This window comes from Segnochrobactrum spirostomi, assembly GCF_009600605.1.
In the GTDB taxonomy this organism is placed as follows: Bacteria; Pseudomonadota; Alphaproteobacteria; order Rhizobiales; family Segnochrobactraceae; genus Segnochrobactrum; species Segnochrobactrum spirostomi.
Window position 1 is genome coordinate 3912070 of the sequence record NZ_VWNA01000001.1, and the last position, 25945, is coordinate 3938014.

General features: G+C 69.5%; 21 protein-coding genes and 1 pseudogene. 16 read left to right on the plus strand and 6 right to left on the minus strand.

Going from position 1 to position 25945, the window contains the following annotated elements:
* Positions 1–17 precede the first annotated feature (17 nt).
* From nagZ to F0357_RS17725, 11 genes and pseudogenes are all read left to right on the plus strand, one after another.
* A complete protein-coding gene (gene nagZ / locus F0357_RS17675; protein ID WP_153485181.1) occupies positions 18–1043 on the plus strand; it encodes a beta-N-acetylhexosaminidase in 1026 nt (341 codons plus the stop codon).
* Positions 1044–1102: 59 nt separating this feature from the next.
* Positions 1103–1908 (plus strand): annotated as a pseudogene (locus F0357_RS17680) (segregation and condensation protein A).
* A gap of 45 nt (positions 1909–1953) precedes the next feature.
* Positions 1954–2601, plus strand: coding sequence for an SMC-Scp complex subunit ScpB (scpB, locus tag F0357_RS17685; RefSeq protein ID WP_153487275.1), 648 nt, complete (start codon positions 1954–1956; stop codon positions 2599–2601).
* 19 nt (positions 2602–2620) lie between these two features.
* Complete coding sequence (locus F0357_RS17690) at positions 2621–3700, plus strand: ABC transporter ATP-binding protein (RefSeq protein WP_153485183.1); 1080 nt, start codon at positions 2621–2623, stop codon at positions 3698–3700.
* 192 nt (positions 3701–3892) lie between these two features.
* Positions 3893–4108: a twin-arginine translocase TatA/TatE family subunit gene (locus F0357_RS17695; protein WP_153485185.1), complete on the plus strand. Its 216-nt coding sequence runs from the start codon at positions 3893–3895 to the stop codon at positions 4106–4108.
* Between the two features lie 179 nt (positions 4109–4287).
* Positions 4288–4887, plus strand: a complete 600-nt coding sequence (gene tatB / locus F0357_RS24665; protein WP_153485187.1) for a Sec-independent protein translocase protein TatB — start codon at positions 4288–4290, stop codon at positions 4885–4887.
* Entirely contained in the window at positions 4884–5687 is an 804-nt protein-coding gene (tatC, locus tag F0357_RS17705) for a twin-arginine translocase subunit TatC (RefSeq protein ID WP_153485189.1), read from the plus strand. The genes tatB and tatC overlap by 4 nt, the downstream gene beginning before the upstream one ends.
* Positions 5688–5768: 81 nt before the next feature.
* Positions 5769–7049, plus strand: a complete 1281-nt coding sequence (gene serS / locus F0357_RS17710) for a serine--tRNA ligase (protein WP_153485192.1) — start codon at positions 5769–5771, stop codon at positions 7047–7049.
* A gap of 39 nt (positions 7050–7088) precedes the next feature.
* A complete protein-coding gene (gene surE, locus F0357_RS17715; protein WP_153485195.1) occupies positions 7089–7853 on the plus strand; it encodes a 5'/3'-nucleotidase SurE in 765 nt (254 codons plus the stop codon).
* A 43-nt stretch (positions 7854–7896) separates the two neighbouring features.
* Positions 7897–8562, plus strand: a complete 666-nt coding sequence (locus tag F0357_RS17720) for a protein-L-isoaspartate(D-aspartate) O-methyltransferase (RefSeq protein ID WP_153485198.1) — start codon at positions 7897–7899, stop codon at positions 8560–8562.
* A gap of 153 nt (positions 8563–8715) precedes the next feature.
* A complete protein-coding gene (locus F0357_RS17725) occupies positions 8716–10089 on the plus strand; it encodes a LysM peptidoglycan-binding domain-containing M23 family metallopeptidase (protein WP_153485200.1) in 1374 nt (457 codons plus the stop codon).
* A 172-nt stretch (positions 10090–10261) separates the two neighbouring features.
* On the opposite strand, the gene F0357_RS17730 is transcribed toward F0357_RS17725, so the two are convergent.
* Both F0357_RS17730 and F0357_RS17735 read right to left on the minus strand, forming a co-directional pair.
* Positions 10262–10783 (minus strand): hypothetical protein, encoded by a 522-nt coding sequence (locus tag F0357_RS17730; protein WP_153485202.1) that lies wholly within the window; start codon positions 10781–10783, stop codon positions 10262–10264.
* On the minus strand, positions 10780–18804 hold the full coding sequence (locus F0357_RS17735; protein WP_153485212.1) for an apolipoprotein A-IV repeat region-like domain-containing protein: 8025 nt from the start codon (positions 18802–18804) through the stop codon (positions 10780–10782). The genes F0357_RS17730 and F0357_RS17735 overlap by 4 nt, the downstream gene beginning before the upstream one ends.
* 462 nt (positions 18805–19266) lie before the next feature.
* On the opposite strand from F0357_RS17735, the gene F0357_RS17740 reads away from it, so the two are divergent.
* Together F0357_RS17740 and F0357_RS17745 are read left to right on the plus strand one after the other, a co-directional pair.
* Positions 19267–19587, plus strand: coding sequence for a 2Fe-2S iron-sulfur cluster-binding protein (locus F0357_RS17740; protein ID WP_153485216.1), 321 nt, complete (start codon positions 19267–19269; stop codon positions 19585–19587).
* Between the two features lie 106 nt (positions 19588–19693).
* Positions 19694–20119: a hypothetical protein gene (locus tag F0357_RS17745; protein WP_153485219.1), complete on the plus strand. Its 426-nt coding sequence runs from the start codon at positions 19694–19696 to the stop codon at positions 20117–20119.
* A gap of 7 nt (positions 20120–20126) precedes the next feature.
* On the opposite strand, the gene F0357_RS17750 is transcribed toward F0357_RS17745, so the two are convergent.
* Together F0357_RS17750 and F0357_RS17755 are read right to left on the minus strand one after the other, a co-directional pair.
* On the minus strand, positions 20127–21590 hold the full coding sequence (locus F0357_RS17750; protein WP_153485224.1) for a RimK family ATP-grasp domain-containing protein: 1464 nt from the start codon (positions 21588–21590) through the stop codon (positions 20127–20129).
* Entirely contained in the window at positions 21587–22750 is a 1164-nt protein-coding gene (locus F0357_RS17755) for a peptidase C39 family protein (protein WP_153485226.1), read from the minus strand. The genes F0357_RS17750 and F0357_RS17755 overlap by 4 nt, the downstream gene beginning before the upstream one ends.
* 304 nt (positions 22751–23054) lie before the next feature.
* Here F0357_RS17755 and F0357_RS17760 point away from each other — a divergent pair, with 304 nt between their 5' ends.
* The 3 genes from F0357_RS17760 (at position 23055) to F0357_RS17770 (ending at position 24812) form a co-directional block, all read left to right on the plus strand.
* Positions 23055–23321 (plus strand): YMGG-like glycine zipper-containing protein, encoded by a 267-nt coding sequence (locus F0357_RS17760; RefSeq protein WP_153485227.1) that lies wholly within the window; start codon positions 23055–23057, stop codon positions 23319–23321.
* 112 nt (positions 23322–23433) lie between these two features.
* On the plus strand, positions 23434–23793 hold the full coding sequence (locus F0357_RS17765) for a lysozyme inhibitor LprI family protein (protein WP_153485228.1): 360 nt from the start codon (positions 23434–23436) through the stop codon (positions 23791–23793).
* Positions 23794–23855: 62 nt separating this feature from the next.
* A complete protein-coding gene (locus tag F0357_RS17770) occupies positions 23856–24812 on the plus strand; it encodes a protein-methionine-sulfoxide reductase heme-binding subunit MsrQ (RefSeq protein WP_153485229.1) in 957 nt (318 codons plus the stop codon).
* Between the two features lie 24 nt (positions 24813–24836).
* Here the strand turns inward: F0357_RS17770 and F0357_RS17775 are convergent, their stop codons facing one another.
* Together F0357_RS17775 and F0357_RS17780 are read right to left on the minus strand one after the other, a co-directional pair.
* Entirely contained in the window at positions 24837–25136 is a 300-nt protein-coding gene (locus F0357_RS17775) for a hypothetical protein (protein WP_153485230.1), read from the minus strand.
* Between the two features lie 360 nt (positions 25137–25496).
* Positions 25497–25853 carry a hypothetical protein gene (locus F0357_RS17780; RefSeq protein WP_153485233.1) on the minus strand — a complete coding sequence of 119 codons (357 nt, stop codon included), beginning with the start codon at positions 25851–25853 and terminating at the stop codon, positions 25497–25499.
* Positions 25854–25945 lie beyond the last annotated feature (92 nt).

Here is a 25945-nt window from a genome sequence, read left to right on the forward strand (position 1 = left end):
GCCGCCATGAAGGGCGCCTGATGATCAAAGCCTTCATCACGGGCTTCGCAGGGACGGCGTTGACCGCCGACGAGCGGGCCTTTCTGCGCGACGAGCAGCCCTGGGGCGCCATCCTGTTCCTGCGCAATTGCCGCGATCCGGGCGAGATCCGCGATCTCGTCGCCGCCTTTCGCGAGTGTCTCGGCCGTCCCGACGCGCCTGTCCTGATCGACCAGGAGGGCGGCCGTGTCCAGCGGCTCAAGCCGCCGCTGTGGCGGCGTTATCCCGCGGGCCGCACCTACGGCGCGCTCCACGCCCGCGACCCCGAGGCCGGGCGTCTCGCGGCCCGCTTGGTCGCGCGGCTGATGGCCGATGATCTCCACGCCCTCGGCATCAACGTCGATTGCCTGCCCGTCCTCGACGTGCCGGTGCCCGGCGTCCACGACGTCATCGGCGACCGCGCTTATGCGGAGGACCCGGAAACGGTGATCGCCCTCGGCCGTGCGGCGGCCGAAGGCCTCTTGGACGGCGGCGTCCTGCCGGTGATGAAACACATTCCCGGTCACGGGCGGACCGAAGTCGATTCCCACCTCGCACTGCCGGTCGTGCGGGCGAGCCGGGCCGAACTCGAGGCGGTCGATTTTCGCCCCTTCGCCGCGCTCGCCGACCTGCCCGTCGCGATGACCGCCCACATGGTGTTCGAGGCGATCGATCCGACCGCGCCGGCGACCTGCTCGGCCATGATGATCGGCGACATCGTGCGCGGCGCGATCGGCTTCCAGGGGCTGCTCCTCTCCGACGACCTCTCGATGCAGGCGCTCGAAGGCTCGCTCGGCCACCGCGCGGCGCGGGCGCTCGCCGCCGGCTGCGATATCGCGCTCCATTGCAACGGCAAGATCGACGAGATGCGGGAGGTCGCCGCGGCGTCGCCGCCGCTCGAAGGCGAGGCGGCCCGCCGTGCGGCCGCGGCCCTCGGGCACCTCAGGGCGCCGAGCCCGTTCGATCGCGACCGCGCGATCGATCTCTGCGAGACGCTCACGGGCGAGCGGGCGCTCGTGGCATAAGGTGACGGCATGAGGAGAGGGCGGTGAGCACCGACGCGGGCGGACGGGACGAATGGAGCCTGCCGCTCGCCGAGCGGCCGCCGCCGGGCGAGTTCGATCTCGTCGTCGATGTCGAGGGTTACGAGGGCCCGCTCGACCTGCTGCTCGCCCTCGCGCGCTCCCAGAAGCTCGACCTCGCCCGCATCTCGATCCTCGCGCTCGCCGAGCAATATCTCGCCTTCATCGCCGAAGCGCGCCGGCTGCGGCTCGAACTCGCCGCCGATTATTTGGTGATGGCGGCCTGGCTCGCATACCTGAAATCGCGCCTCCTGGTCCCCGCCGTCGAGAGCGACGACGAACCGAGCGGCGAGATGCTCGCCGCCGAACTCGCCTTCCGCCTGAAGCGGCTCGAGGCGATGCGCGACGCCGCCGGCAAGCTCGCCGCTCGGGCCCGCCTCGGCCGCGACGTGTTCCGCCGCGGCGAGGTCGAGCCGATCTTGGTCGATCGCCGCACCGCCTGGATCGCGACGCTCTATGATCTGCTTTCCGCCTATGCCGCGCAGAAGCAGCGCACCATGGTCTCGCGCGTCAGCGTCGGGCGGCGCACGGTGTGGTCGCTGGTCGATGCCCGGGCGGCGCTGGAGCGGATGATCGGGCATGCCGCCGGCTGGGTCTCGATCGACGACCTGTTGATCGAGTTCGCCGTCCCGCCCGAGGACCGGGCGACGGTGAAGGCGAGCACCTTCTCGGCGAGCCTGGAGCTTGCGAAGGAGGGGGGCTCGAACTACGCCAGAGTGCCGCGTTCGCGCCGATCTTCATCCGCACCCGCGCGGCGGGAGAGGTGACCGACGAGGCGAGCGAGGAGGATGGGAGCGCAGATGAGTGACGAGATCCGCGGGGGGAGCCGCCCGGCTCCGGTAACGTGCGCGATCTGTCGTCCGCGGACCACCGCGAGCATCTGCGCATCGTCGAGGCGATCCTGTTCGCGAGCGCTGAGCCGCTTGCGGCCGAGGTGATCGCCGCGCGGATGCCCCCCGCTGTCGATGTGCCCAGTCTCCTGCGCGAATTGCAGGCGCTCTATGCCGGCCATGGCGTCAATCTGGTCCGCATCGCCGGCGGGTGGGCCTTCCGCACGGCCGAAGACCTCGGCTTTCTGCTGCGCCGCGACACCGTCGAGCCCCGGCGCCTCACCCGTGCCGCGCTCGAAACCCTCGCGATCATCGCCTATCACCAGCCCGTCACTCGCGCCGAGATCGAGGCGATCCGCGGCGTCGCGACCTCGAAGGGAACCCTCGACGTCCTCTTGGAGACCGGCTGGGTGCGCATGCGCGGCCGCCGGCGCTCGCCGGGCCGCCCGGTGACCTACGGCACCACACCCGCCTTCCTCGATCATTTCGGCCTCGAATCGATCGGTGATCTGCCGGGGCTCGAGGAACTCAAAGGCGCCGGCCTGCTCGATATGGTGCCGCCCGGCTCGATCTTCGTGACGCCCGACGATCGATCGGCCCTCGACGCGGACGAGGATCCGTTGGAGGAGGGCGGTGCCGACCACGAGCCCGATCTGTTCGACGAGCGCTGAACCTACGAAAGCCGAAACGATGCCGACCGCTGCTGCCGAGATTCGCCATGATCGCCCGCCGCGCCTCGCTTACGAGCGGGTGAGCCACAGCTTCACCGGCCTTGCGGCGGTCGACGACGTCAGCCTGTCGGTCGAAAGCGGAGAAATCCTCTGCCTGCTGGGGCCGTCCGGGTGCGGCAAGACGACCCTCCTGCGCATCGCTGCCGGCATCGAGCGGCAGAAGGCCGGCCGCGTCGTTATCGACGGCGAGGAGGTCGCCGGCCCGAACCGCATGCTGCCGCCGGAGGCGCGGGGCATCGGGCTCGTCTTCCAAGACTACGCGCTGTTTCCGCACCTGACGATTCTCGACAATGTGCGCTTCGGGCTCGCCGGGCGCCCCGCCGGTCCGGCGACGGAGACGGCGATGCGCGCGCTCGAGCGGGTGCGGCTCGCGCATTATGCGAAATCCTATCCCCACAACCTCTCCGGCGGCGAGCAGCAGCGCGTCGCGCTCGCCCGGGCGCTCGCCCCGGAACCCCGCGTGCTCCTGCTCGACGAGCCGTTCTCCGGGCTCGACCGCCGGCTGCGCGACCAGGTGCGCGACGACACGCTCGCGGTGCTGCGGGAGAACGGGGCGACCGCGATCGTCGTCACCCACGATCCGGAGGAGGCGATGCGCATCGGCGACCGCATCGCCCTGATGCGCAAGGGCCGCCTCGTCCAGCTCGGCACGCCCGGTGCGCTCTATCGCCGGCCGGTCGATCTCAAGGCGGCGCGGTTCTTCTCCGAGATCAACGAGTTGCCGGCGCGGGTCGTGGCGGGCCGGGTGGTGTGCGCCCTCGGAGACCTGCCCGCCCCGGCGTCCCTTGCGGAGGGCGCGTCAGCGGTCGTCGCCGTACGTCCCCACGACGTCCGCATCGCCGCCGCGGGCGGTCTCCCGGCGCTGGTGCGCCGCCACCGCTTCCTCGGCGAGGTGGATTATCTGCTCGTCGAGATCGCCGGTTTCGATCATCCCATCGAAATCCGCGCACCGGCGGGCGCGGGATGTGCGGAAGGCGATACGATCCGCGTTGAAATCGCGGCCGACGCTTGCCACATCTTCAAAGGCGAGCCGGCCTAAATCGCCGGTTCGAAGGCGGCGGTTCGCGTTGCGACCCCGTGGGCTTTCTGCAATATTGCCCAGCCGGGTGGCGACCCTTCGGGGCGGACGCGCGGGAACGTGCGTCTCGGTCCGCCGGGAAGAGTGTTTGGAAGTCCTGAGGCTGATCGAGGCAGACGATCCGGCTGGCAAGGACGCGAGGAGAAGCCTGTCATGGGTCTCAGCATTTGGCATATCCTCATCGTCGCGATCGTCGTGGTGCTGTTGTTCGGCCGCGGGAAGATCTCGGATCTGATGGGTGACGTCGCGAAGGGCATCAAGAGCTTCAAGAAGGGGCTCGCCGACGACGACGATCCGAAGCCGATCGAAAATAAGCCCGGCGTGACGCTGCAGTCGCAGAAGACCGAAGATCGCACCCACGTCGGCTGAACGGCCGCAATTCCGTCCAAGTCCTCTCCAGTCCTGACACTTCGGGAAGATCGGGGAAACATTGCCCGCTCCGCTGAGGCGGGGCGGTGGTGTATGGATGGCGACGTCAAGAGGGGCGGCACCCGCGCAACCCTTCTGCGCTAGCGGCTCACGGCGGGTAGGTCGGTCGACGCACGTCCATGTTCGAAATCGGTTGGAGCGAAATCCTCATCATCGTGGTCGTGGCGCTCGTCGTCATCGGCCCGAAGGATCTTCCACGCGCCCTGCGCACCGCAGGGCAGATGATCGGCCGCATCCGCCGCATGGCGGGCGAATTCCAAGCGACGTTCAACGAGGCGATCCGCGAGGCGGAGCGCCAGACGGAGCTCGAGGATCTGCGGCGCCAGCTCGCCGAGGCGAAGGCCCTCGATCCGCTGAAAGACGTGCGCGACAAGCTCAAGGAGATGGACGCGCCGACGCCGCCGAAGGGCGAGGCGCCCGTTCCCGACCCCGATGCGCCGGCGGCTCCGACCGTCCACGCGCCGGAGAGTGCCTCCCTCGCGAGCGAGCCTCTCGCTGCGGCAGCCGAGCATCCCGCCACGGATCCTTCGGTGCATTCCGACGAGGCGGCGCCGGGGCCGTCGACGGCTACTGCCGCGCCGTCCGTCGAGACCGCCTCTCACGCCGAACCCGCGCCGCAGCCGGTGCAGGACTCGGCACATGAACCGGATGCCGCTCGCCCGAGCGCATCGCCCGCCGCCGCGGCGACCGCCGCCTCTCCGACGGGACAGACCGCATGAGCCGGAACCAGCAGGACGAAGACGATATCGAGGCCTCGCGTGCCCCCCTCATCGAGCACCTGATCGAGCTGCGCGCGCGCCTCATCAAGTCGCTCGTCGCGATTCTGATCTGCTTTCTCGTCTGCTTCTATTTCGCCTCCGACATCTTCAACATCCTGATCATCCCGTACGAGCACGTCGTCGGCAACACGCGGCCGATCGAGCTCATTTACACGGCGCCGCAGGAATATTTCTTCACCCAGTTGAAGCTCGGCATGTTCGGCGCGTTGTTCCTGGCGTTTCCGGTCATCGCCAGCCAGATCTACATGTTCGTGGCGCCGGGGCTCTACAAGAACGAGCGCAAGGCCTTTGTGCCGTTCCTGATCGCCACGCCACTGCTCTTCATCCTCGGCGCCGCCATGGTCTATTTCATGGTGATGCCGCTTGCGCTGAAGTTCTTCGTCTCGATGGAGCAGCACGGCGGCGCCGGCAAGGCCAGCATTTACCTGCTGCCCAAGGTGAGCGAATATCTCGGCCTCGTCATGGTGCTGATCTTCGCGTTTGGAGCGGTGTTTCAGACGCCCGTGATCCTGACGTTGCTCGGCCGCGCGGGGCTCCTCACAGCCGCCGATCTGAGGGCGAAGCGCCGGTATGCGATCGTCGTCGCCTTCATCATCGCGGCGATCCTGACGCCGCCCGATCCGATCAGCCAGATCTCCCTTGCGATCCCTGCGATGCTCCTCTACGAGGTGTCGATCATCGCCGTCCGGTACGTCGAGCGGTCGCGCGCAGCCGCCGAGGCGGCGGACAACGCCGCCTGAGGGCGGCGTCCGCGCGTCCGTCGCCCGCACCGCCCGCCTTTTCGCCGGCCGCGGCTCGCGGCCGGTCGCCGGAGCCGTTTCATGCTCGATATCCGCTGGATCCGCGACAATCAGGATGAGCTCGACCGCGCGCTCGCGAGCCGCGGCCAGGCGCCCCGCGCCGCCGATCTCGTCGCGCTCGACGAGCGCCGCCGCAAGCTCGTGTCCGAGTTGCAGACCCTCCAGGAGCGCCGCAACGCCGCCTCCAAGGAGATCGGTCAGGCCAAGGCCGCGAAGGACGAGGCCAAGGCCTCCGCGCTGATGGCCGAGGTGACGCTGCTCAAGGAGCGGCTGCCCCAGGACGAAGCCGCCGTGCGCGAGATCGAAGCCGAGCTCGACGGTGCGCTCGCCATGATCCCGAACGTGCCGCTCGCCGACGTGCCGTTCGGCCGCGACGAATCGGACAATGTCGAGGTGCGCCGGGTCGGCGAGGTGCCGCACTTCGACTTCCCCGTTCTCCAGCATTTCGAGATCGGCGAAGCGCTCGGCATGATGGATTTCGAGGCGGCGGCGAAACTCGCCGGGGCCCGCTTCGTGGTGCTCAAGGGCGATCTCGCCCGGCTCGAGCGCGCGCTCGCCCAGTTCATGCTCGACCTCCACACCGGCGAGCACGGCTACACCGAGGTGGCGCCGCCGATCCTCGTCCGCGACGAGGTGATGTTCGGCACCGCGCAACTGCCGAAGTTCGCCGACGACCAGTTCCGCACCATGGACGGCCGCTGGCTGATCCCGACCGCCGAGGTGCCGCTCACCAATCTGGTGCGCGAACAGATCCTCGACGACGAGGCGCTGCCGCTGCGCTTCACCGCCTATACGCCGTGCTTCCGCCTCGAAGCCGGCGCCGCCGGCCGCGACACCCGCGGCATGCTGCGCCAGCACCAGTTCGGCAAGGTGGAGATGGTCTCGATCACCACGCCGGAGCAGTCGATCGAGGAGCACGAGCGCATGCTCGCCTGCGCCGAGACGGTTCTGAAGCGGCTCGGCTTGCCGTACCGCGTCATCACCCTGTGCACCGGCGACATGGGCTTCGCCTCGCAGAAGACCTACGACATCGAGGTCTGGGTGCCGGGGCAGAACACCTATCGCGAGATTTCGAGCTGCTCGGTCTGCGGCGATTTCCAGGCGCGGCGCATGAACGCGCGCACCCGCCCGGCCGGCGGCAAGTCGCCGCGTTATGTCCACACTTTGAACGGCTCGGGCATCGCCGTCGGCCGCGCGCTCATCGCCGTTCTCGAGAACTACCAGAACGCCGACGGGTCGGTCACCGTGCCGGACGCGCTCCGGCCTTATTTCGGCAACAAGGACAGGATCGCGCGGGCCTGAGGCTTGCGACCCCGTTCGGCCCCGCTTGCGGAGATTTCCATGCGCATCCTGCTGACCAACGATGACGGGATCAACGCCCCCGGCCTCGCGGCGCTGGAGCGCGTCGCCCACAAGCTCGCCGACGAAGTCTGGGTGGTGGCGCCGGAGACCGATCAATCCGGCAAGTCCCACTCGCTGACCCTGAGCGATCCGCTCCGGCTGCGGGCGCTCGGTGACCGGCGTTTCGCCGTCCACGGCACGCCGACCGATTGCGTCATCATGGGCATCCGCCACCTGATGCCCGAGCCGCCGGACCTCGTCCTCTCGGGCGTCAACCGCGGGCAGAACGTCGCCGACGACATCGGCTATTCGGGGACGGTCGCCGGTGCGATGGAGGGGACGCTGCTCGGCATCCGCTCGTTCGCGCTGTCGCAATCGTTCTCGGCCGAGACGCGCCACGATCCGAAGTTCGTGACGGCGGAGGCGCATGCTCCCGACCTGCTGACGCGGCTGCTCGAGCTCTCGCTGCCGCCGGACATCGTTCTCAACATCAATTTTCCCGACCGCCCGCCCGAGAAGGTCGAGGGGATCGAGATCACGTCCCAGGGCAAGCGCAATCAGGCCTTCGTCGACATCGACGAGCGCAGCGACGGCCGTGGTCTGCCCTATTATTGGATCGCCATGCGGCGTGAACGCTTCGAGGCGCCGCGCGGCACCGATCTGCGCGCGATGGCCGAGGGCCGCATCTCGGTGACGCCGCTGCGCCTCGACATGACCGCCCGCGATCTCGCCGATCGTCTCGCCGGGCATCTCGACCTCGTGTGATAGGGTCGGGGCGAAGCCGGCGGATCGTGGGAAGCGGGTAGGGATGGCCGAAGAAAACAGCGCCGACGAAACCCAGCGCATCGCGCTCGCGCACCTCATTCTGGAGCTTCGGCGCCGCGGGGTGCGGGACAAGCGAATCTATTCGGCGATCGAGCAGATCCCGCGCCGCCTCTTCGTGCCGGCACCCTACCGCAAGGACGCCTTCGAAGACCGGCCGTTGCCGATCGAATGCGGCCAGACCATCTCTGCGCCGTCCGTCGTCGCCATGATGACGGACGCGCTTGCAATCGAACCCGAGCATCGCGTCCTCGAGATCGGCACCGGCTCCGGCTATCAGACCGTGGTGCTGAGCCGGCTTTGCAAAGAGGTGTTCTCGGTCGAGCGCTATCACACGCTCGCCGCGCTCGCGGAAGAGCGCCTTGCGGTGCTGCGGGTGACGAATGTCAGCGTCAAGGTGGACGACGGCGCGAACGGCTGGTCGGAGAAGGCTCCGTTCGACCGCATTCTGCTGACCGCGTCGGCGCCGTCCGCCCCGCGTCCCCTGATCGACCAATTGCGCATCGGCGGCATCATGGTGATGCCGATGGGGCCGCCGCTCGGCGTCCAGAAGCTGATGCGGATCGTGCGCACCCAGCGCGGCGTCGATTCGACCGCCCTTGCGGATGTCAGATTCGTGCCGATGGTACCGGGCGTTGCGACCAAGCTCTGAGCGTCGGGCCACGTCTCGAGCGGCCGATGCCTCCTTCCGGCCCCGGGATCGGCCTGGGAATGGCCTGAATCTTGGGCGTTTTCGGCCGAATTAAACCTTCATAAACGCTGTTGGCGTCTACTCGTCGGCACGGGTAGCGAGCGAGTGAGGGCGATGCTTAAGGCGAAGATCATCACGCCAGGCGGGACATTGCGGGTTGCAGGTCTCCTCGTTCTGGCCGCCTCTGCGGCGGGTTGCAGCGACATCTCTCGGTTCAGCGAGGGACCGATCTTCACCGCCTCGACGCCGAACCAGCAGGCGGTGATGGGCAGTCAGGACATGGCGATGGCGACACCGCTCCAGTCCTCGCCGGCGGGATCGGTTTCGTCCTCGAGCCTGCCGCCGCCGTCCGGCGCGGGTGCCGCTCCGGTGCAGACCGCCTCTCTCGCCGCAACCGGCGCGGCCGTCACCTACAAGAACTGGTCCACCGTCAACGGCACCACGATCACCGCGCAGCCCGGCGATACCGCGGCGTCGCTGTCGAATCGCTACGGCGTTCCGGCCGATGCGATTGTCGCCGTGAACCGCCTCGGCGGTCCGACCGTCCCGCTCGCCGGCCGCCAGATCGTGATCCCGGCTTATTTCACCGGCGCCGCGCCCCAGGTTGCGGCTGCGCCCGCGGTTGCACAGCCTGTCGCGACGGCCGGGCTCACCGCAGGCACTCACACCGTGACGCCCGGCGAGACGCTCTATTCGATCGCCCGCAAGTACCATGTTGCGCCCTCTGCGATCGCCCAGGCGAACGGCCTTGCGCCGAACACCGAGATCAAGATCGGCGCCACGCTGCGCATCCCGGGTGCGTCGGCGGCCGGCACCCAGGTCGCCTCGGTCGCCCCGACCGCCGTGCAGCCGATCGGCGCGCCCCCGACCACGCTCAACGATCAGGCGACGAAGATCAGCGAGCCGCCGATTCCCCCGGCCGACCCGAATGCCGCGGCGGCGACCACGCCCGCTGCGCCGGGTGTGCCGGCCGCTCCCGCCGATGCCGCGGGCGCCTCCACGCAGGTTGCGTCGCTGCCGGCCGCGGCCGGTGCCGGCGGCAAGGTGGCGAGCGACGCCGCGAAGGCCGATTCGGCGGCCGGTGCGCAGGCTGACGAGGATCAGGGCGGCTCCGGCTTCCGCTGGCCGGTGCGCGGCCGCATCGTCGCTGGTTTCGGCAAGAAGCCGAACGGCGAGCAGAACGACGGCATCAACATCGCCGTGCCGGAAGGCACTCCCGTCAAGGCGGCCGAGGCCGGCGTCGTCATCTATGCCGGCAACGAGTTGACCGGCTTCGGCAATCTCGTGCTGATCCGCCACGAGGGCGGCTGGGTCACCGCCTACGCCCACAACAAGGATCTCCTGGTGAAGCGCGGCGAGCAGGTGCGCCGCGGTCAGGTGATCGCCAATGCCGGCGCCACCGGGACCGTGTCCCAGCCGCAGGTTCACTTCGAGCTGCGCAAGGGCTCGCAGCCGGTCGATCCGCTGCCGCATCTCTCCGGCGCCTGAGCGCGGGTAGGCTTCGAAAGCGCAGGCCGCATTCGAAGGCACCGGTGCACGTCTGAAATGAAAAAGGCCCCGCCGAGCGATCGGCGGGGCCTTTTGATTCGGGAGTTGAGCGGTGCGCTCTCGCTCGGGCCGACCGGCCCTCCGCCTGGGCGGGAGGGCCGCTCAGTCCGCCTCAGTTGAGGCGGTTGCTGGCGTGGGCGAGCACCGTATAGATCTTGCCGGTTTCCGAGGCGAGGTAGGCCTGTCCGCGGACACCGTCGCGATCGTTCGGCTCGATGTCCGAGAGCAGCCGCTCGAACTCGTCGACATAGCGGTCGACCGCCGTCCGGAACCCTTCATCGCGCTGATATTTCCGGCGGATCTGATCGAACGTCTGCTGACCCTTCAGCGTGTAGAGCCGGCGGGTGAAGACGTTGCGCTCGCCGCGGCGATGACGCTGCCAGAGATCGGCATAGGCTTCCTCGTCGATGGCACGCGAGATCTCCGTCGCGAGCTGCTCGAGCGATTGGCTGCGCTCGATGACGGGGCTCATCACCGGGGCTTCCGGCTCCGACGCCTCGTCGTCCTCGATCTCGACCGTCTCCTCCTCGTGCGAGGCGCGGCGGAGCAGGTCGCTCAGCCAGCCCCGCGTCGCGCTGCCGGCGGCCGGCGGCTGGGGCGCCGGCGCGGGGCGGCTGCGGGCGGCCCCGTTCACGGCGTCCTCGCGCGGCGGCTCGCCGTAGGCGGCGGGCGCCGGGGTCGGAGCCGGACGGGGCGGCTGCGGACGCTCGACGCGCTCCGGAACCGGCGCACGGGCCTGGGTCGGGGCGGGGGCGGGGCGGGGGCCTGCGGCTGGGCGGCAGGGGTACGCGGCCGCTCGGCGACGGCGACGCCGCCGGAAGCCGGGATGCCCGCGCCACCGGCGCCGAGCGAGGCCGAGTGGCGGCTCACGATGGCCGACAGCTCGTCGAGGGCCTGAAGCTGCTCGGAGACGACGCGACGCATCTGGTTGGCGTTGCGTTGGGTCTCCTGGGGCAGCTCGAACAGGCCGCGCTGCAGTTCGCCGCGCGTCACCTCGAGCTCCTCGCGCATGCTCGCCGCGGCGCCCGACATGTCATTCGAGAGCTGGGCGAAGCGGGTGGTGAGCTCGCCGACGGCGCGCTGGACCTCTTCGCTGATCGCCGCATGGACGCGGCGGATCGTTTCGCGCGAGCGCTCACCCTCGCGGTCCGCGACGCTCTGCAACTCGCCGAGGCCCGAGGTCAGCGCCTCGGTCGCGGCCTCGGCCGTGCCGGCAAGTGCGCCGGTCACCGCGTCGGCCTGGGCGGCGAGGGTGCTCGCGACGCGCTGCGCCTTTTCCTCGGCGGTGGCGATCGCGCGCTCGGCCTGGCTGGTGAAGGCGCGCATCAGCGACTCGAGGGCCTCGGCCTTGGCGGTGAGGTCCTGGGTCAGGCCTTCGAGGGCCGCGCGGCGCTCTTCGACCGCGCCGTCCGACGAGCGGGTGATCTCGGCGAAGCGGTTGGTGACCTCGTCGAGGCCGAGCGCCTGCGCTTCCACATGACTGGCGATCGTCGACAGCTCCTTGAGGGCGCCGCTGACGATCTCGCGCAGCGCATAGGTCTGCGCGCCGATCTGCCGCGAGGACTGGGTCGTCTCTTCGCCGGCGCGCTCGATGACGGCGCGCAGGGTTTCGCTGTGGCTCGCGACCGCGTTGCCGATCGCGTCGAGCTCGCCGCCCGTGGCGCGGGCAATCGCGGCGAAGTCCGACGTGGTCGTCTGCAGCCGCTCGAGGATGCCGGCGACGTCCTGATGGACCTGCTGGCTCGCGGCCGCCGCAGCGGCGACGGCGTTGCGGCTCTCCGCGGCGATGGTGCGGGACATCTCCGTGCTCTCGGCACGGATGGTCTCGACGAGTTGGACGCCTTCCTCGCGCAGCAGGCGTTCCAGGGTCGCGCGGGTTTCGCCGAGGGTCGCCGAGATGCGGTTGGCCTGGCCCGAGACGGCGGCGACGAAGGCGTTGCCGTCGGTGTCGAGCAGGTTGGCGATCTCCGTCGTCCGGTTGGAGAGGAGCGCGTCGACGGTGGCGGTGGCTTCCGCCATCGCCTCTGCGGTGCGCGCCACGGCGCCTTCGAGGGCCATGCGCGAGCGGTTGCCCTCCTGGCCGAGCAGCCGTTCCAGCGAGCCACGGGCTTCGTCGAGGGTCGCGGCGATGCGGTCGGCGTGTCCGGCGATGGTGGTCACCAGCACGTTGGCGTCGCTGTCGAGCAGGTTCGCGAGCTCGTTGGTGCGGTTGGAGAGGATCGCATCGACGGTCCGCGCTGCGCTGCCGAGGGTCTCGGTCGCGTTGGCGACGGCGCTCTCGATCACCGCCCGCGAGCGGGTCTCCTCTTCGCCGAGCAGGCGCTCCAGGCTCGTCCGGGTCTCGGCTAGAACGTTCGAGAGGCGGTTCGCCTGTTCGGTAACGGACGCGACGAAGAGGCCCGCGTCGGCGTTGAGGACGCTCGCCAGCGCCTCGGTGCGGCTCGACAGCATGGTATCGATCGCGCCGGTGGCTCCGTTGATCGCCTCGGTCGCCGCGCCGACGGCACGCTCGATGGACAGGCGCGACCGGGTGCCTTCCTCGCCGAGCAGCCGCTCCAGACCGGCGCGGGCCTCGCGCAGGCCGGCGGAGATGCGGTCGGCGTGGCCGGCGACGGCGGCGACGAACGCGTTCGCGTCGGCGTCGAGGAGGCCGGCGATCTCGTTCGAGCGGGCCGTGAGCAGGGCGTCGAGCGAACCGCCGGCGTTCGACAGGGTCGCGGCGGCGCCGGCCGCGGCGCTCTCGATGAGCGTGCGGGCGCGCTCGCCTTCTTCGCCGAGCACGTGCTCGAGCGCGGCACGGGTCTCGCGCAGGTTGGCGGAGATCGTCTCGGCGTGGCCGGCGACGGTCGTCACCAGGGCGTTGGCGTCGGCGTCGAGCAGCGTCGCGATCTCGCTCGTCCGCTTGGCGAGGACGGTGTCGATCGCCCCGGTGGCGTCGCCGAGGGTCTCTGCGGCCCCGGCCGCGGCCGTCTGGATCGTCGTCCGCGAGCGCTCGCTCTCCTCGGCGAGGAGCCGGGTCGCCTCGCGTGCCTCGTGGGTGACGGCGGTGCGGGTCCGCTCGCTCTCGCTGGCGAGGGCCTGCATCGTCTCGCCGATCGCCGTCACCAGCGAGCGGCGGGTCTCCTCGGCGCGGCCCGAGAGCGTGCCGAGCATCGTCTTCAAGGTGGTGTCGAGCATCGCACGGGCGCGCTCGGCCTCGGCGGACAGGCCGCCCGTGATCTCGGTGATCGCGTGGCCGAGCTCCGCACGGGCCCGGGTGCTTTCGGTCGAGACGAGACCGGCGAGCTCCGCGAGCAGGGCGGCGACGGTGTCGCGGGCACGATCCGATTCGCTGCCGATGAGGTTCGCGGCCTCGCCGATACGGCGCGCGATCTCGTCGTTCTGGGCCGCCGCGCGGGCGTCGAACTCGGCCAGGGCCTGCTCGGCCTTGGCGAGGAGGGAGGTGCTCGCAGTGTCGAGCGCCGCCTCGATCGTGGTCGCGATGTTGGCCTGCTCGGCCGCGGCCGCCTGGGCGAACTCGCGGGTGCGGGCGATCAGGGTGCCGCTCAGCTCGTCGATGCGGCGCTGGAGCACGTCCGCCACCATGGCGGTGCGCTTGTCCATCACCTCGGCGATCTCGTCGGTGCGGCTGATGACGAGGGTGTTGGCTGCTTCGATGCGGTCGTTGACGGCCTGCTCGAACGCCTCGGTGTGCGACAGGATCGCCGTGCTGATGGCGTTCGAGTTGGTGCCGAGCACCGTCTCGATGCGATCCACACCGCCGTCGATGACGCCGGTGAGCGCCGAGGTGTGCTGCCCGATCGCCTGCTCGAAGCTCCGCGAGCGGGCCTCGATGGTGCCGGCGACGGAGGCGGCGCGGGTGTCGAGCGCGCTCTCGATGCGGCCGACGGACCCTTCCACGGCGTTCGCGAGGAGGTCGGTGCGAGCGCCGACCGCGGCTTCGAAGGCGGCGGCGCGGCTGTCGAGCGACACGTCGAGGGCCGCGGTCTTCTCGTCGAACAGGCCTTCCAGACGGCGAACCGTCCCGTCGAGCGTGCTGGCGATCGAGTCGGTCCGGCCTCCGAGCGCGAGTTCGAGCGTCGCGGTGCGAACGTCGAGCGAGGTGGCGAGCGTCGTCGCCTGCTCGTCGAGCACGCCGGAGATGCGCTGGACGGTGCCTTCCACGGCGCCGGCGAGAGCATCGGCACGAGCGCCGACGAGGACTTCGAGCGTCGTCGCCCGGCTCTCGAGGGCGGCTTCCAGCGTCGCGGTCTTGTCTTCGAGGACCGCCTCGATGCGCCGGACGGTGCCGTCCACGGCGCCGGCGAGGGCGTCGGCACGCCCGCCGACGGCGACGTCGAGCGTCGCGGTCCGGTCGTCGAGGGTCGCGGCGAGCACGGCCGTCTTGTCGTCGAGGACAGCGGCGATGGTCCGGGCCGTGCCTTCGACGGCGCCGGCGAGGGCATCGGCGCGGGAGCCGACGAGGACTTCGAGCGTCGTTGCCCGGCTCTCGAGGGCGGCTTCCAGGGTCGCGGTCTTGTCTTCGAGCACCGTCTCGATGCGTTGGACGGTGCCGTCCACGGCGCCGGCGAGGGCATCGGCCCGGGCTCCGACGACGACTTCGAGTGTGGTGGCCCGGCTGTCGAGGGCGGCTTCGAGCGCCGCTGTCTTGTCGTCGAGCACGGCGGCGACGCGCTGGGCGGTGCCGTCCACCGCGCCGGCGAGGGCATCGGCCCGAGCTCCGACGACGACTTCGAGCGTGGCGGCCCGGCTGTCGAGGGCGGCTTCGAGGGCCGCCGTCTTGTCGTCGAGCACGGCGGCGACGCGCTGGGCGGTGCCTTCCACCGCACTGGCGAGGGCGTCGGCGCGGGCGCCGACGGCGACGTCGATCGCGACGGCGCGGCTGTCGAGCGCCTCGGTGAAGGCCGCCGTCTTGTCGTCGAGGACGGCGGCGATGCGCCGAGCGGAGCCTTCCACAGCGCCGGCGAGGGCGTCGGCACGGGCGCCGACGACGACCTCGATCGCGGTGGCGCGGCTCTCGAGCACGGCGTCGAGGGCCGTGGTCTTCTCGTCGAGCACCGAGCCGAGGCGCAGCGCAGTGCCTTCCACGGCGCCGGCGAGCGCGTCGGCGCGGGCGCCGACCATGAGCTCCAGGGTCGCGGTGCGGCTGTCGAGCGAAGAACCGAGGGCTTCGGTCTTCTCCTCAAGGATCTGCTCGATGCGCTGTGCCGTGCCGTCGACCGTCTCGGCAAGCGTTGTGGCACGGCCGACGAGGGCGGCCTCGAGGGCCTCCGTCTGAGCCACAATGGCGCTGCTGACGGTCGCCGCCTTTTCGTCGAGCACGCGCTCGATCCGCTCGACGCTGCCATCGAGGGTGCCGGCGAGCATGTCGGCGCGGCTGTTGATGGCGTTCTCGAAGGCCTCGGCGTGGACCAGGATGGTCGTGCCGATCGCGTCCGCCTTCTCGTCGAAGGCGCGCTCGACCCGGTTGACGTTCACGTCGACCGCCTTCGCGAGGATTTCGGCGCGCTCGGCGAAGGTGCGATCGAACGTTTCGGTGTGGGAGCGCAGGGCGCCGTCGATGGCGGTGGTCTTCTCTTCCAGTGCACGCTCGACGCGCTCGGCACCGGTCGCGACCGTGGTGGCGAGGGCATCGGCCCGCTCGCCGAAGGAGCGCTCGAAGGCCTCCGTGTGGGCGACGAGCGACGTGCCGAGCGTCGAGACCTTGCCGTCGAGGGTTTGCTCGATGCGGACGAAGCCGCTCTCGATGGCTGCGTTGAGGGCGTTGGTCTTCTCGGTGACGGTCTGCTCGAACGTGTCGGAATGCACGGCGATCACCGTGCCGATGCGATCGGCCTGGCCGTCCAGCGCGCCCTCGAGGCGCAGGGCGCCGGTCTCGAGGGTGCTCGCGAGCGATGCAGTGCGCTCGGCCACGGCATATTCGAATGCCTCGGCCTGGGCGGCGATCGAGGTGCCGAGCGTGTTGGTGTGGTCGGCGAGCGAGATCTCGATGCGGGCGAGGCCCGTGCGCAGGGTGCCGTTGAGAGCGTCGGTGCGCTCGGTCAGCGTCTGCTCGAGCGCCACCGTGCGGGAGGCGAGGGTGGTCTCCAGCGTGCCGTTCTTCTCGGCAAACAGCGCCTCGAGTTCCGCCGTGCGGGCGGCGAGGGTGGCGACGACCGAGGGCACCTTGAGCTCGACGATGCTCTCGAGCGCCGCGACGCGGCCCTCGATCGCCTCGCGCATGCTGTCGCTATGGGCGACGACCTTCTCCGCGGCAGCCTGACCGGCCGCAACGAGGTCGTGGGAGATGCGCTGCGTCTGGTCGGAGACGACCGAGAGGATCTCGGCGCTGAGGCTGCCGAACGTTTCGGCGAGTTCCTGGGCGCGGCCCGAGAGCGTCTGGGTGATGTCCTGGCTGGTGTCGTCGAGCATGGCGCGGAACGTCGCCGAGCGGTGCTCCAGCATCTCCGCGAGGGCCCGCTGACGATCCTCGAGCGCGTTCTGAAGTTCACGGCCGTGAACGTTGATCGCTGTTTCGATTTTGGTCGTCGTGGTCTGGATGCGATCGGCCACCGAGGTGCCGTCGACCGAGAGGATGTCGCGAAGCTGGGTGACCGACTGGTCGAGGCGGGCGGACAGCGTCTCGCCACGGATCTCGATGTCGACGGCGATCGAATCGCCGGTGCCCTTGAGCACGTCGGCAATGCGATCGACCTGATAGTTGATGGAAGACACGACCTCGTCGCCGCGGCTGTGCAGCGCTTCCGCCGCGACCGCCGTCTGGCGGGCGAGGGTCTCGTCGAAGCTCGCGGTGAGGGCGGACAGGGCGGAATTCACCTCGGCGGCACGCGCCTCGACCATCGTCGAGGTGACGGAGCCGGCTTCGGTGATCGCGCTCTCCAGGCGGGCGAGGCTCGTGCGGATCTCGGCGATGTGGGCTTCGGCGGTCTCCGCCGTGGTTGCGCCGATGTTGGCGAGGGCCTGTTCGAGCTCGGTGACGCGGGTCTGCACGACGGCGATCGCCGAGGTGCCGGCGTCGGCGATGCTGGTCTCGAGCTCGCCGATGCGCTGCTCCATCGAGCCGGTGACGGCCAGCGTCGTCGCGCTGATGGTGGTCTCGAGGCCGCTGACGCGCTCCTCGAGGGTCGCCGCGATGTGCTCGCCGGTGCGGGTGATGCCCTGCTCGAACGCGGTGACGCGCTGGCCGAGCATGTCGAGGACCTGCTCGCCGGTGGTGGCGACGGAGGCGGTGACGCGGGCGCCGGTCTCGGAGAGGGTGCGGTCGAGCTCGCCGACGCGCGAAACCACCACGGCGGTGAGGTCGCGGGTCTGGGCGTCGATCGTCGCGGCGAGTTCGGTGGTCTTGTCGGTGAGGGCGGTGGTGACGTCCTGGGTGCGGGCGTCGAAGGCCTCGATGATGCGCTCGCCGGTCGCCGCGATCTCGGTGTTCACGCTCGTCGAACGCTCGGCGAGGAACTCGACGACGGTGCGGCCGGTGGCCGAGAGGGTGGCGTCGATCACGCCGCTGACCGAGCGGAACTCCTGCAGGATCGTCTCGGACGAAAGGGTGAGGCCTTCGGTGGCGAGGCGGCTCTGCTCGGCGAGCAGCGTGCCGAGCTCGGTGCCGGTGGAGGACAACGCGGTGCTGACGACTTCGCCCTCGGCCTTGAGGCGCGCGACCAGGGAATCGCCCTGGCTGACGAGCGCTTCGATGATCGATTCGCCGGTCTGGTTGAGCATGGAGGCGAGCGAGGCCGAGCGGGTCTCGACCGTCGCCCCGAGCATGCTCGAGGCCGCGTCGAGGTCGGAGGTGAGCTTTTCGGTGCTCTGCTTCAGCTCGTCGGAGAACCCGCGATGGGCGCCGGAGATCGCGGCGCGCAGGCGCTCGGCATTGTTGGTGATCGCCTCACGTTCTGCTGCAAGATCCGACAGCATGCTACGGACGCGCATATCGTTTTCGTTGAACGCGCGCTCCAGGGACGAGACTTCCGTATGGATCAGCGTCTCGAGCTCGCCGGCACGGGCGAGAGCGCGTTCGACGCCGTCGCCCATCGCCGCGACTTCGCGGCGAATGGTGTGGCCGACGGAGACGACGGATTCGGTGATGCCGTCGCCGGGGGCGGACAGGCGGGCGGCGGCGTCGGTGAGAGCTTGAGCGGCGAGGCTCATGTCGCGCGCGCGGCGCACGATACCGGCGATCGTGAAGATGACCGCGACGGGCAGGACCACGGTCGCAGCGAAGGTCAGCAACGAGGGCTGGGTGAGCAACGCCGCAGCCTTGAGACCGGTCAGGTTCGGCAGCAGGGTTCGGCTCGCAACATAGCCGCAGAGCACCACCCAAAGCGTCGAGGCGCCGAAGGCGATCGCATAGCCGCCGCCCTGCGAGGCGGGCCGCAGCGAGGCGGGCGGCGGGGCCTCGGGCAGGAAGGCATCGTCGTTCGCCGCCTCGCGGGGGCGGTTCCGTCCTGTGCCCTGTGCGCGCGGCTGGAACGGATCGTCATCGACGGCGGCGGGAGCCGGCGGTGGGGTGTCAGGCGGCGTGGCGAGGTCCGGGGTGGACGCAGACATCCGGACCTCCGCGGTGGGCGTCGCCGGTTCGGCCGGCGGGGTGTCCGCCAGATCGAACTTCAGAGCCTCCTCGATCGCCGAAAGCGCGGCCTCGGCGGGATCTTTCACCTGGGGGTCTGGGGCATCTTGTTCGCCTCGCGTCCGTACTCACTCACCGCAGCCACCCGAACGAGCGGCCTGTCCGGCGGAACGCGCGGCAAAACCCCGCGATCCTCCGTGCGTGGGATCGTTGTCCGCCATCGACCCTTTCAGGGCATTTCACCTGATCGATCGATTTGCAGCTTTCTCCGGAAGGAAGAGAGAGAAAGCGGTGACGGCGGACAGACTTCTCCCCACCTGTGGCCGGATGGTAACGAATCATTAGCAATTTCGGAACCGGCCGTTTTTTCCGCTTGCGCAACGTGGTTAACGACGCTCCGCAGCACAAGCCCGGGGCGCCCGGATTCGGGGCGCTTGACGGCTGTGGACAAGGCGTTATTCGAAGGGCTCGAAATCGGGCTTCTGCTATACGATCGTTCAATATAGCGAAGCGCCCTCCGCCTTCTTCCGCGCCTGCTCGAAAGACGTCTCATGGCTCGCATCACGTACATCACCCACGACGGAACGCCCTTCGAGATCGCGGCGGACATCGGCACGACGGTCATGGAGAATGCGGTGCGCAACTCCGTGCCGGGCATCGACGCCGAATGCGGCGGCGCCTGTGCCTGCGCCACCTGCCACGTCTATGTCGACCCGGCGTGGACCGACGCGGTCGGCGCGCCGGCGCCGATGGAAGAGGACATGCTCGACTTCGCCTACGACGTGAAGCCGAACTCGCGCCTGTCGTGCCAGATCAAGGTGACCGCCGCGCTCGACGGTCTCGTCGTGCGCATCCCCGAACGCCAGGCTTGACGGGCGGCGCGCCAGCCTCTCGATTGGGGAGAGCCGCGGAAAGCCACCGCCGCCCGCTCGGGCGGTACGACGGCCGCGGCGCTGGCGTGGACGGGGAGGAGAGGCCGTGAGGCATCGCGGGTGGCTGTTGGGGACGCTTGCGGCGACCGCGCTGTTCGCCGCGGCAGATGCGTCCGCGCAGACCGCCGCGCCCGCCGATGCTCCGCCACCGGGCCTGTCGGACGCCCAGAAGAAGCAGCTCTACGACGCCGCGCACAATCAGCTCGGCGTGCTGGAATTCTGTGCCGGGCAAAGCTTCGTCGGCACCGATGTCGTCGAGCTCCAGCGCCGCGCCATCGCCGTGCTGCCGACGCCGCCCGACACCAGCGGGGGCGATGAGGCGGAGCGCGCCGGACAGCTCGGCATCGTGATGGCGAGCGGGCAGACCCTGACGCTCGAGACGGCGGCCAAGAGCCGCAACACCACGATCGCCGCCTTGTGCGCGGCGATCGCCAAGTCGCTCGAGGCGGCGACGGCGGGCGGCGTGCCCTGAGCGCCCGTCAGCGCCGCCGGTCGAGCCGGTCGACGAACCAGCCGACCAGCTTTTCCCACACGGCGTCCTTCTCGACCGAATCCTCGATGCCGTGCTCGAGGTTCGGATTGTCGTTGATCTCGATGACGAGCACGCCGTTTTCCGTCTCCTTGAGATCGACACCGTAGAGCCCGTCGCCGATGAGGCGGGCCGCCTTGACCGCGGTCTCGATGACGGCGGGCGGCGCCTCGGCGATGGTGAAGGCGCGGAAACGGCCTTCCTCGGCGGGCTTGCCGGGCTGGTGGTGGATGATCTGCCAGTGCTTCTTCGCCATCATGTACTGGCAGGCGAACAAGGGCTCGCCGCCGAGCACGCCGATGCGCCAATCGAAGCTCGTCGGCACGAATTCCTGGGCCAGCACCAGATCCGATTCATCCAGCAATTCCGATAGCTTCGCGGAAAGTGCTGCGGGCTCGTCGAGCTTGAAGACGCCGCGGCTGAACGAGCCGTCCGGGATCTTCAGCACGATCGGCCAGCCGAGCTCGTCGGGCAGGGTCTCGCACTGTTTGAGGCTGTCGATGATGACGGTCTTCGGGATCGCGATGTCGTTCGCGGCCAGGAGCTCGGCCAGATAGACCTTGTTGGTGCAGCGGATCATCGAGACCGGATCGTCGATGACCGGCATGCCCTCCTGGGTCGCACGGCGGGCGAAGCGGTAGGTGTGGTTGTCGATCGCCGTCGTCTCGCGGATGAACAGGGCGTCGAATTCGGTCAGCCGGTCGAGATCGCTCTTCTCGATCGGCTCCACGGCAACCCCGAGCCGGGCGGCGACCTTGGCCATGTGCTTCAGCGTCGGAGGCGCCGAGGGCGGCAGGACCGCGTTCGGATCGTAGAGCACCGCCATGGAATAGCGGAACGTGGTGCGGCTGCGCGGCGCGCGCCAGGCGCGACGGGTATAGAGATCGAGGGCGTGAAAGAGAAAGCCGCGCTCCTCGTCGGAGAGATCGGCGACGGACGGTGTGCGGATGCGGGCGATCGAGCGCCAGCCGTCTCCCGTGATCTTCACCTTGAGGAGGGGCGTTCGGTACCAGTCGAACAGGAGCCGTCCAAACGCCTCGAAGCGCTCGTCGGGACAGCGGCCGAAGAAGAAGGTGAGGCGGAACTCGCCCTGCGGCGGCGCCTTCATCGCCCGGATCGCCTTGTTGAGGCTATCCTCGAGATCGGGCAGCGAAATCGCGTAGAGCGGTTTGCGCGAGAGCTCGATCATCGTTTCGACCGAGGGGATCACGCGGTGGCCGCGGGCCTCGGCGAGCAGGGAGCAATAATAGCCCCCGCCCTGATAGGCGTAGGAGCGGGCGAGGTTGATGATGGTCGGCTTGGTTTCGCCGAACAGCTTCGGCCGCAGCAGATAATCGTGAACCGTCATCACCTTGTGCGGGGTTTCCGCATTCGGCAGATCGGCGGGCTTGTCCACGAGGACGAGCCAGGTCATCGGGTGTCTCCTTTGCCGACGAGAACCGCAGCCCGGAGGCGGGAGCGGCCGTAGGCGCTCATGGCGTCGAACTCGGGCCAAGGAATGGCGATGTGGGCCTTGGCGATCGCCGCCTCGTGGCGATCCGGATCGATAAACGGATCGTGTGCGAAGACGGTTCGCTCGTCGTGGCCGTAAACCAGGATCCAGTGCGGATAGCGCTCGTGGTACATTCGCCAGGCGCTGATGAGGACGATCGCGCAGGCGCCGGAATCGAGGGCGGCGACGAGTTCGTCCCGTGTCAGGGCCCGCTCGGCGATCGGCACGCCGAGCGCCTCGGCGTCGGCGCGGAAGGTCTCCTGCACGATCGTCATCACGGCGCGCTTGTCGGCGGTGCGCACGCCGTCGAGAAAGAGGGGCGGGCGCTGGTTGAGCCAGACGCCGGTCGAGAAGCCGCGGCGCTTGAGGGCCACCGCCATGCCGACGGGATCGCAGCCGCCGTGGCCCGAGGTCATGAAGATCGTCGTCGCCTCGCGCCACAGCGTGAGCTCGAGGGCGCGCGTGGGAGCGAGGCCGGGTTCGAGAGCGGCCATGGCCATCGCCATCGCGGCCGGGCCGCAGGTGAACTCGGTCGTCTGAGGATAATAGGGCGCGTCGCGGGCCACGGGACGGTGGTGGGCGATCAGCGACTTCTCGAGCCTGAGCGCGGTCTCGTGGTCGGCGTAATAATCGGCGAGGCGATCGAATTCCTGGTAGCCGGCGCCCTTGTAGAGGGCGATCGCCGGCCGATTGTCCTGGCGCACTTCGAGCCGCAGGAACAGCGCCCCGCGCGCCCGCGCATCGTCTTCGACGGCGGCGAGCAGGCGGCGGCCGATGCCGCCGCGGATGGCGTCGGGATCGACGGCGACGGAATAGAGGCGGGCGATCGAGGTGCCGGTGCGATAGAGTACCAGGGCATAGCCAATCACGACGCCGCCGCGCTCGGCGGCGAGCATGCTCGCGGACCGTCGTTCCACCATGTCGCGGAACGAGCGGGGGCTCAGCCGGTCGCCGGCGAACACGCGCTCCTCGAGCGCGGCAAGGCGCGGCAGGTCGTCTTTGCGCGCCCGGCGGATGGTGAGGCCGTCCGCGCAGGCGGCCGCGCCGGCGGGCGACCGGTCGAGGCGTTCGATCTCGGGCATGAGGCGGGAGGACCTCACCGAAGCGCCGCGTCAGGTGCGGCGGTGCGATATATAGACCCGATAGGTCCCACACACGAGGGGCAACCGGCAGACCCAAGCCCAAGAATTGCCCAAGATTGCTATGACTAATCCGAAACTCTATGGAACGAAGCGGCACGGTCGGCGTTCGGCTTTGGCCGCGGCGGAAGAACGATGGGTAGCGGTGCGGCGGCTTCGGCCGGGCGGATCAGGACCCCGACACGCAGGCGGAAGAATGCCCGGGGGATGGTCTCGGTGCCCGCCGTCAACAGAAGAAGGAACAGAAATGCGCAAAGTTTTGATCGCGGTGGCCTTGGCGTTCCTCGCCGCCGCCTGCACCCAGCAGGAAACCAACCGCGGGATCGTCGGCGGCGCCCTCGGTGCGGGCCTCGGCGCTGTCACCGGCGCGGCGATCTCCGGCACGGCCGGCGGCGCGCTGACCGGTGCGGCCATCGGCGGCGTCGGCGGCGCGGCGATCGGCGCGGCGACCGCTCCCAAGACCTGCACCGCCTATGACAAGTACGGCCGCCCCTATGCGGTGGCGTGCCCCTGATCCCGTCGCGATCGGGTGACATCGAAGAGGGCGCGTCGTTCGGCGCGCCCTTTTTCGTCCGACCTTTGAGATCACGGTCGCGGTCGGGCGTGGGCTTCAGGAGAAATCCCCGATGAAACGCTATGCCGTGACAACCCTGCTGGTTGCGGGCCTCGGTCCACTCGTCGCGGCCGCTCCGGCAGCGCGCGCTGCGAGCTTCACGTGCGCCGTCGCCATGAAGCCCGACGAAACGGCGATCTGCGGCTCGATGGCGCTGTCCGACCTCGATGTCCGCATGGCGACGCTTTACGGCGTGGCGACGAAGCTGGTGGCGATGGGCGAGCGCGGCGTGCTCCAGGACGACCAGCGCCGCTTTCTCGGCGAGCGGGCGGCCTGCGGGGCCGATACGGCCTGCCTGACCACACTCTATCAGGCGCGGATCGCTGTGCTCGACGGCGTAATCGGGCGCATCGCCGCAAACGGTCCTTATTGAAAGCCTATATCCTGCGGGTCGACCGACCGCACCGAGATATCCGCGGGCGGCGGGAGGGCAACATGACCGAGACAGCAAGCGAAGCCCGAATGCCGGCGTCCCGCCGTGGCGCGCCGTGGCTCGATCGGGGCGGCAGTTTCTCGCCCTTCAAGACGCTGGTCTTCGTGCTTCTGTTTCTGCCCGGGCTCGATGCGGCCTACGGGCTCGCCACGAGCGTCTCCATGCCGGGGGGCGGGGCGCTGCTCTCCCAGGCGCGGCCGCTGACGATTGCACTCCACGAGGTCGGGGACTGGGCGATCCGGCTTCTCCTGATCGCGCTCGCGATCACGCCGATGATGCGAATTCTGCGCCGGCCGCGGCTGCTTCAGGTGCGGCGCATGATCGGCGTTGCGGCGTTCGTCTACGTCGCCGCCCACTTGATCCTCTACATCGTCGATCAGAAGTTCGATCTTCTCCACGTGGCGAGCGAGATCGCGCTGCGCTTCTATCTGACGATCGGCTTCGTCGCGCTCCTGGGGCTCGCGGTGCTGGCGGCGACCTCGACCGACGGCATGATCGAGCGGCTCGGGGCCGCACGCTGGCAGGCGCTGCACCGCTGGGTCTATCCGCTGACCGCGATCGGCATCTTCCACTATTATCTGCAATCCAAGATCAACGTGACGCAGCCGGTTCTGATGACCGGCTTCTTCTATTGGCTGATGCTCTACCGGCTGCTCGGGATGAAGCGCCTCGGGCGCTTCGCGGTGGCGCGGCGCCCGGCCGGCCCGCCGGTCGCCTGGCTCATCGGCCTCGCGGTGGCGAGCGGGCTCGCGATGGCGTTCACCGAGGCGCTGTGGTACGCGCTCGCGACCGGGGTCGATCCGGTGCGCGTCCTCTCCGCGAACCTCTCGACTGCCGTCGCGCCGCGGCCGGCCTGGGTCGTCTTCGCCGCGGGCCTCGCCGTGGCGGTGGCCTCGGTCGTGGCGGGGCTCCAAAAGAAAGCCGCCCCGCCGCGGGTGGCGACGGGGCGGCGTGCGTAAGGAGCGACCTGGGGGTGCCGCGCCTCACTGCATCTGGGGCGGGATCGCGTTCTCGGTGTAGTTCTGGTAGGCGCCGTTGTTGTGATCGTGGACGAACATCGGGTGGCCGGGTGTTCCGACATCGATGAGCCCGTCGGGCAGGGCGTTCGGCGCCGGGGTGGCCGCCGCGACGGGCGCCGAAGTCTTCTGCACCGTCTTGCTGACGTGGTGCTTGTGCTTCACCGGCTGGGTGGTGGGGGTCGCGGCGGACGCCGGCACGGCAAACATAAGCGCGACAGCGGCGGTGGCAGCGGCAAAAAATCCAACGTTCTTCGAAGTAGACATGTGGATATCCTCCTCCAATCCATCTGCGGGCGAGAGGTCGCATCGTCGTTATGATCTGAATGCGGCGGTTCACTGTCCGCTCATCTCTGGCAAGGCGGGCGCATCACCATGGAGATGAAGTTTATATGAATGGAGGAAGGCGGCACTATTAAGGACGATTATGTTTCGCGTCTGATAAGAAGCCGGCTCAAATCTTGTCTCGTCTTTTACAAAGATGGCGGCGGACCCGGCTTGAAGCGGGTCCGCCGCCATCATGTTTCCGAACCGCTCCGGACGGTGTCGCGATCGCGGTCGAGGCTCGGCGAAATCGAGAGGCCATTCCGCCGACCTTGCGGCGGGCACGACGTCCCTCGACGCTTTTTATTCCGAGGCGGTGTTGGCCTGCACGGAATCGTCGCCCGTGCGTGTCACCGGCGGCGTTTTGTCGAGCTTCGCCTTCTTGTCCCCCTTCATGAGCTTCTTCACGATGTCGTTGCCCTTGGCGCTCGGGCGCTCAAGGGAATCGGCCCGGGTTACGGGCGGCGTCGTTGAGAACTTGGCGTTGGCGTCCGGCTTCAGAATCGCGCCGAGATTGTCGCTGTCGGTGACGCGGGGCGATTCCGACGGGTCGGCGCGCGTCACCGGGGCGGTCTGCGCCGCGGCCGAGGCGGCGCCGAAGGTGAGGCCGGCGACGAGGGCGAGGGCGGCGGTTCTGGTCTTTCGGTCGATCTTCAACATGGCGTTTCCCCTTTTGCAGCAAAGGCTCGCGCGTTGGAACGGCGAGATCGAAAGGCCAACGCGGGTGCGCCGCGATGGTTGGCGCGGACAAC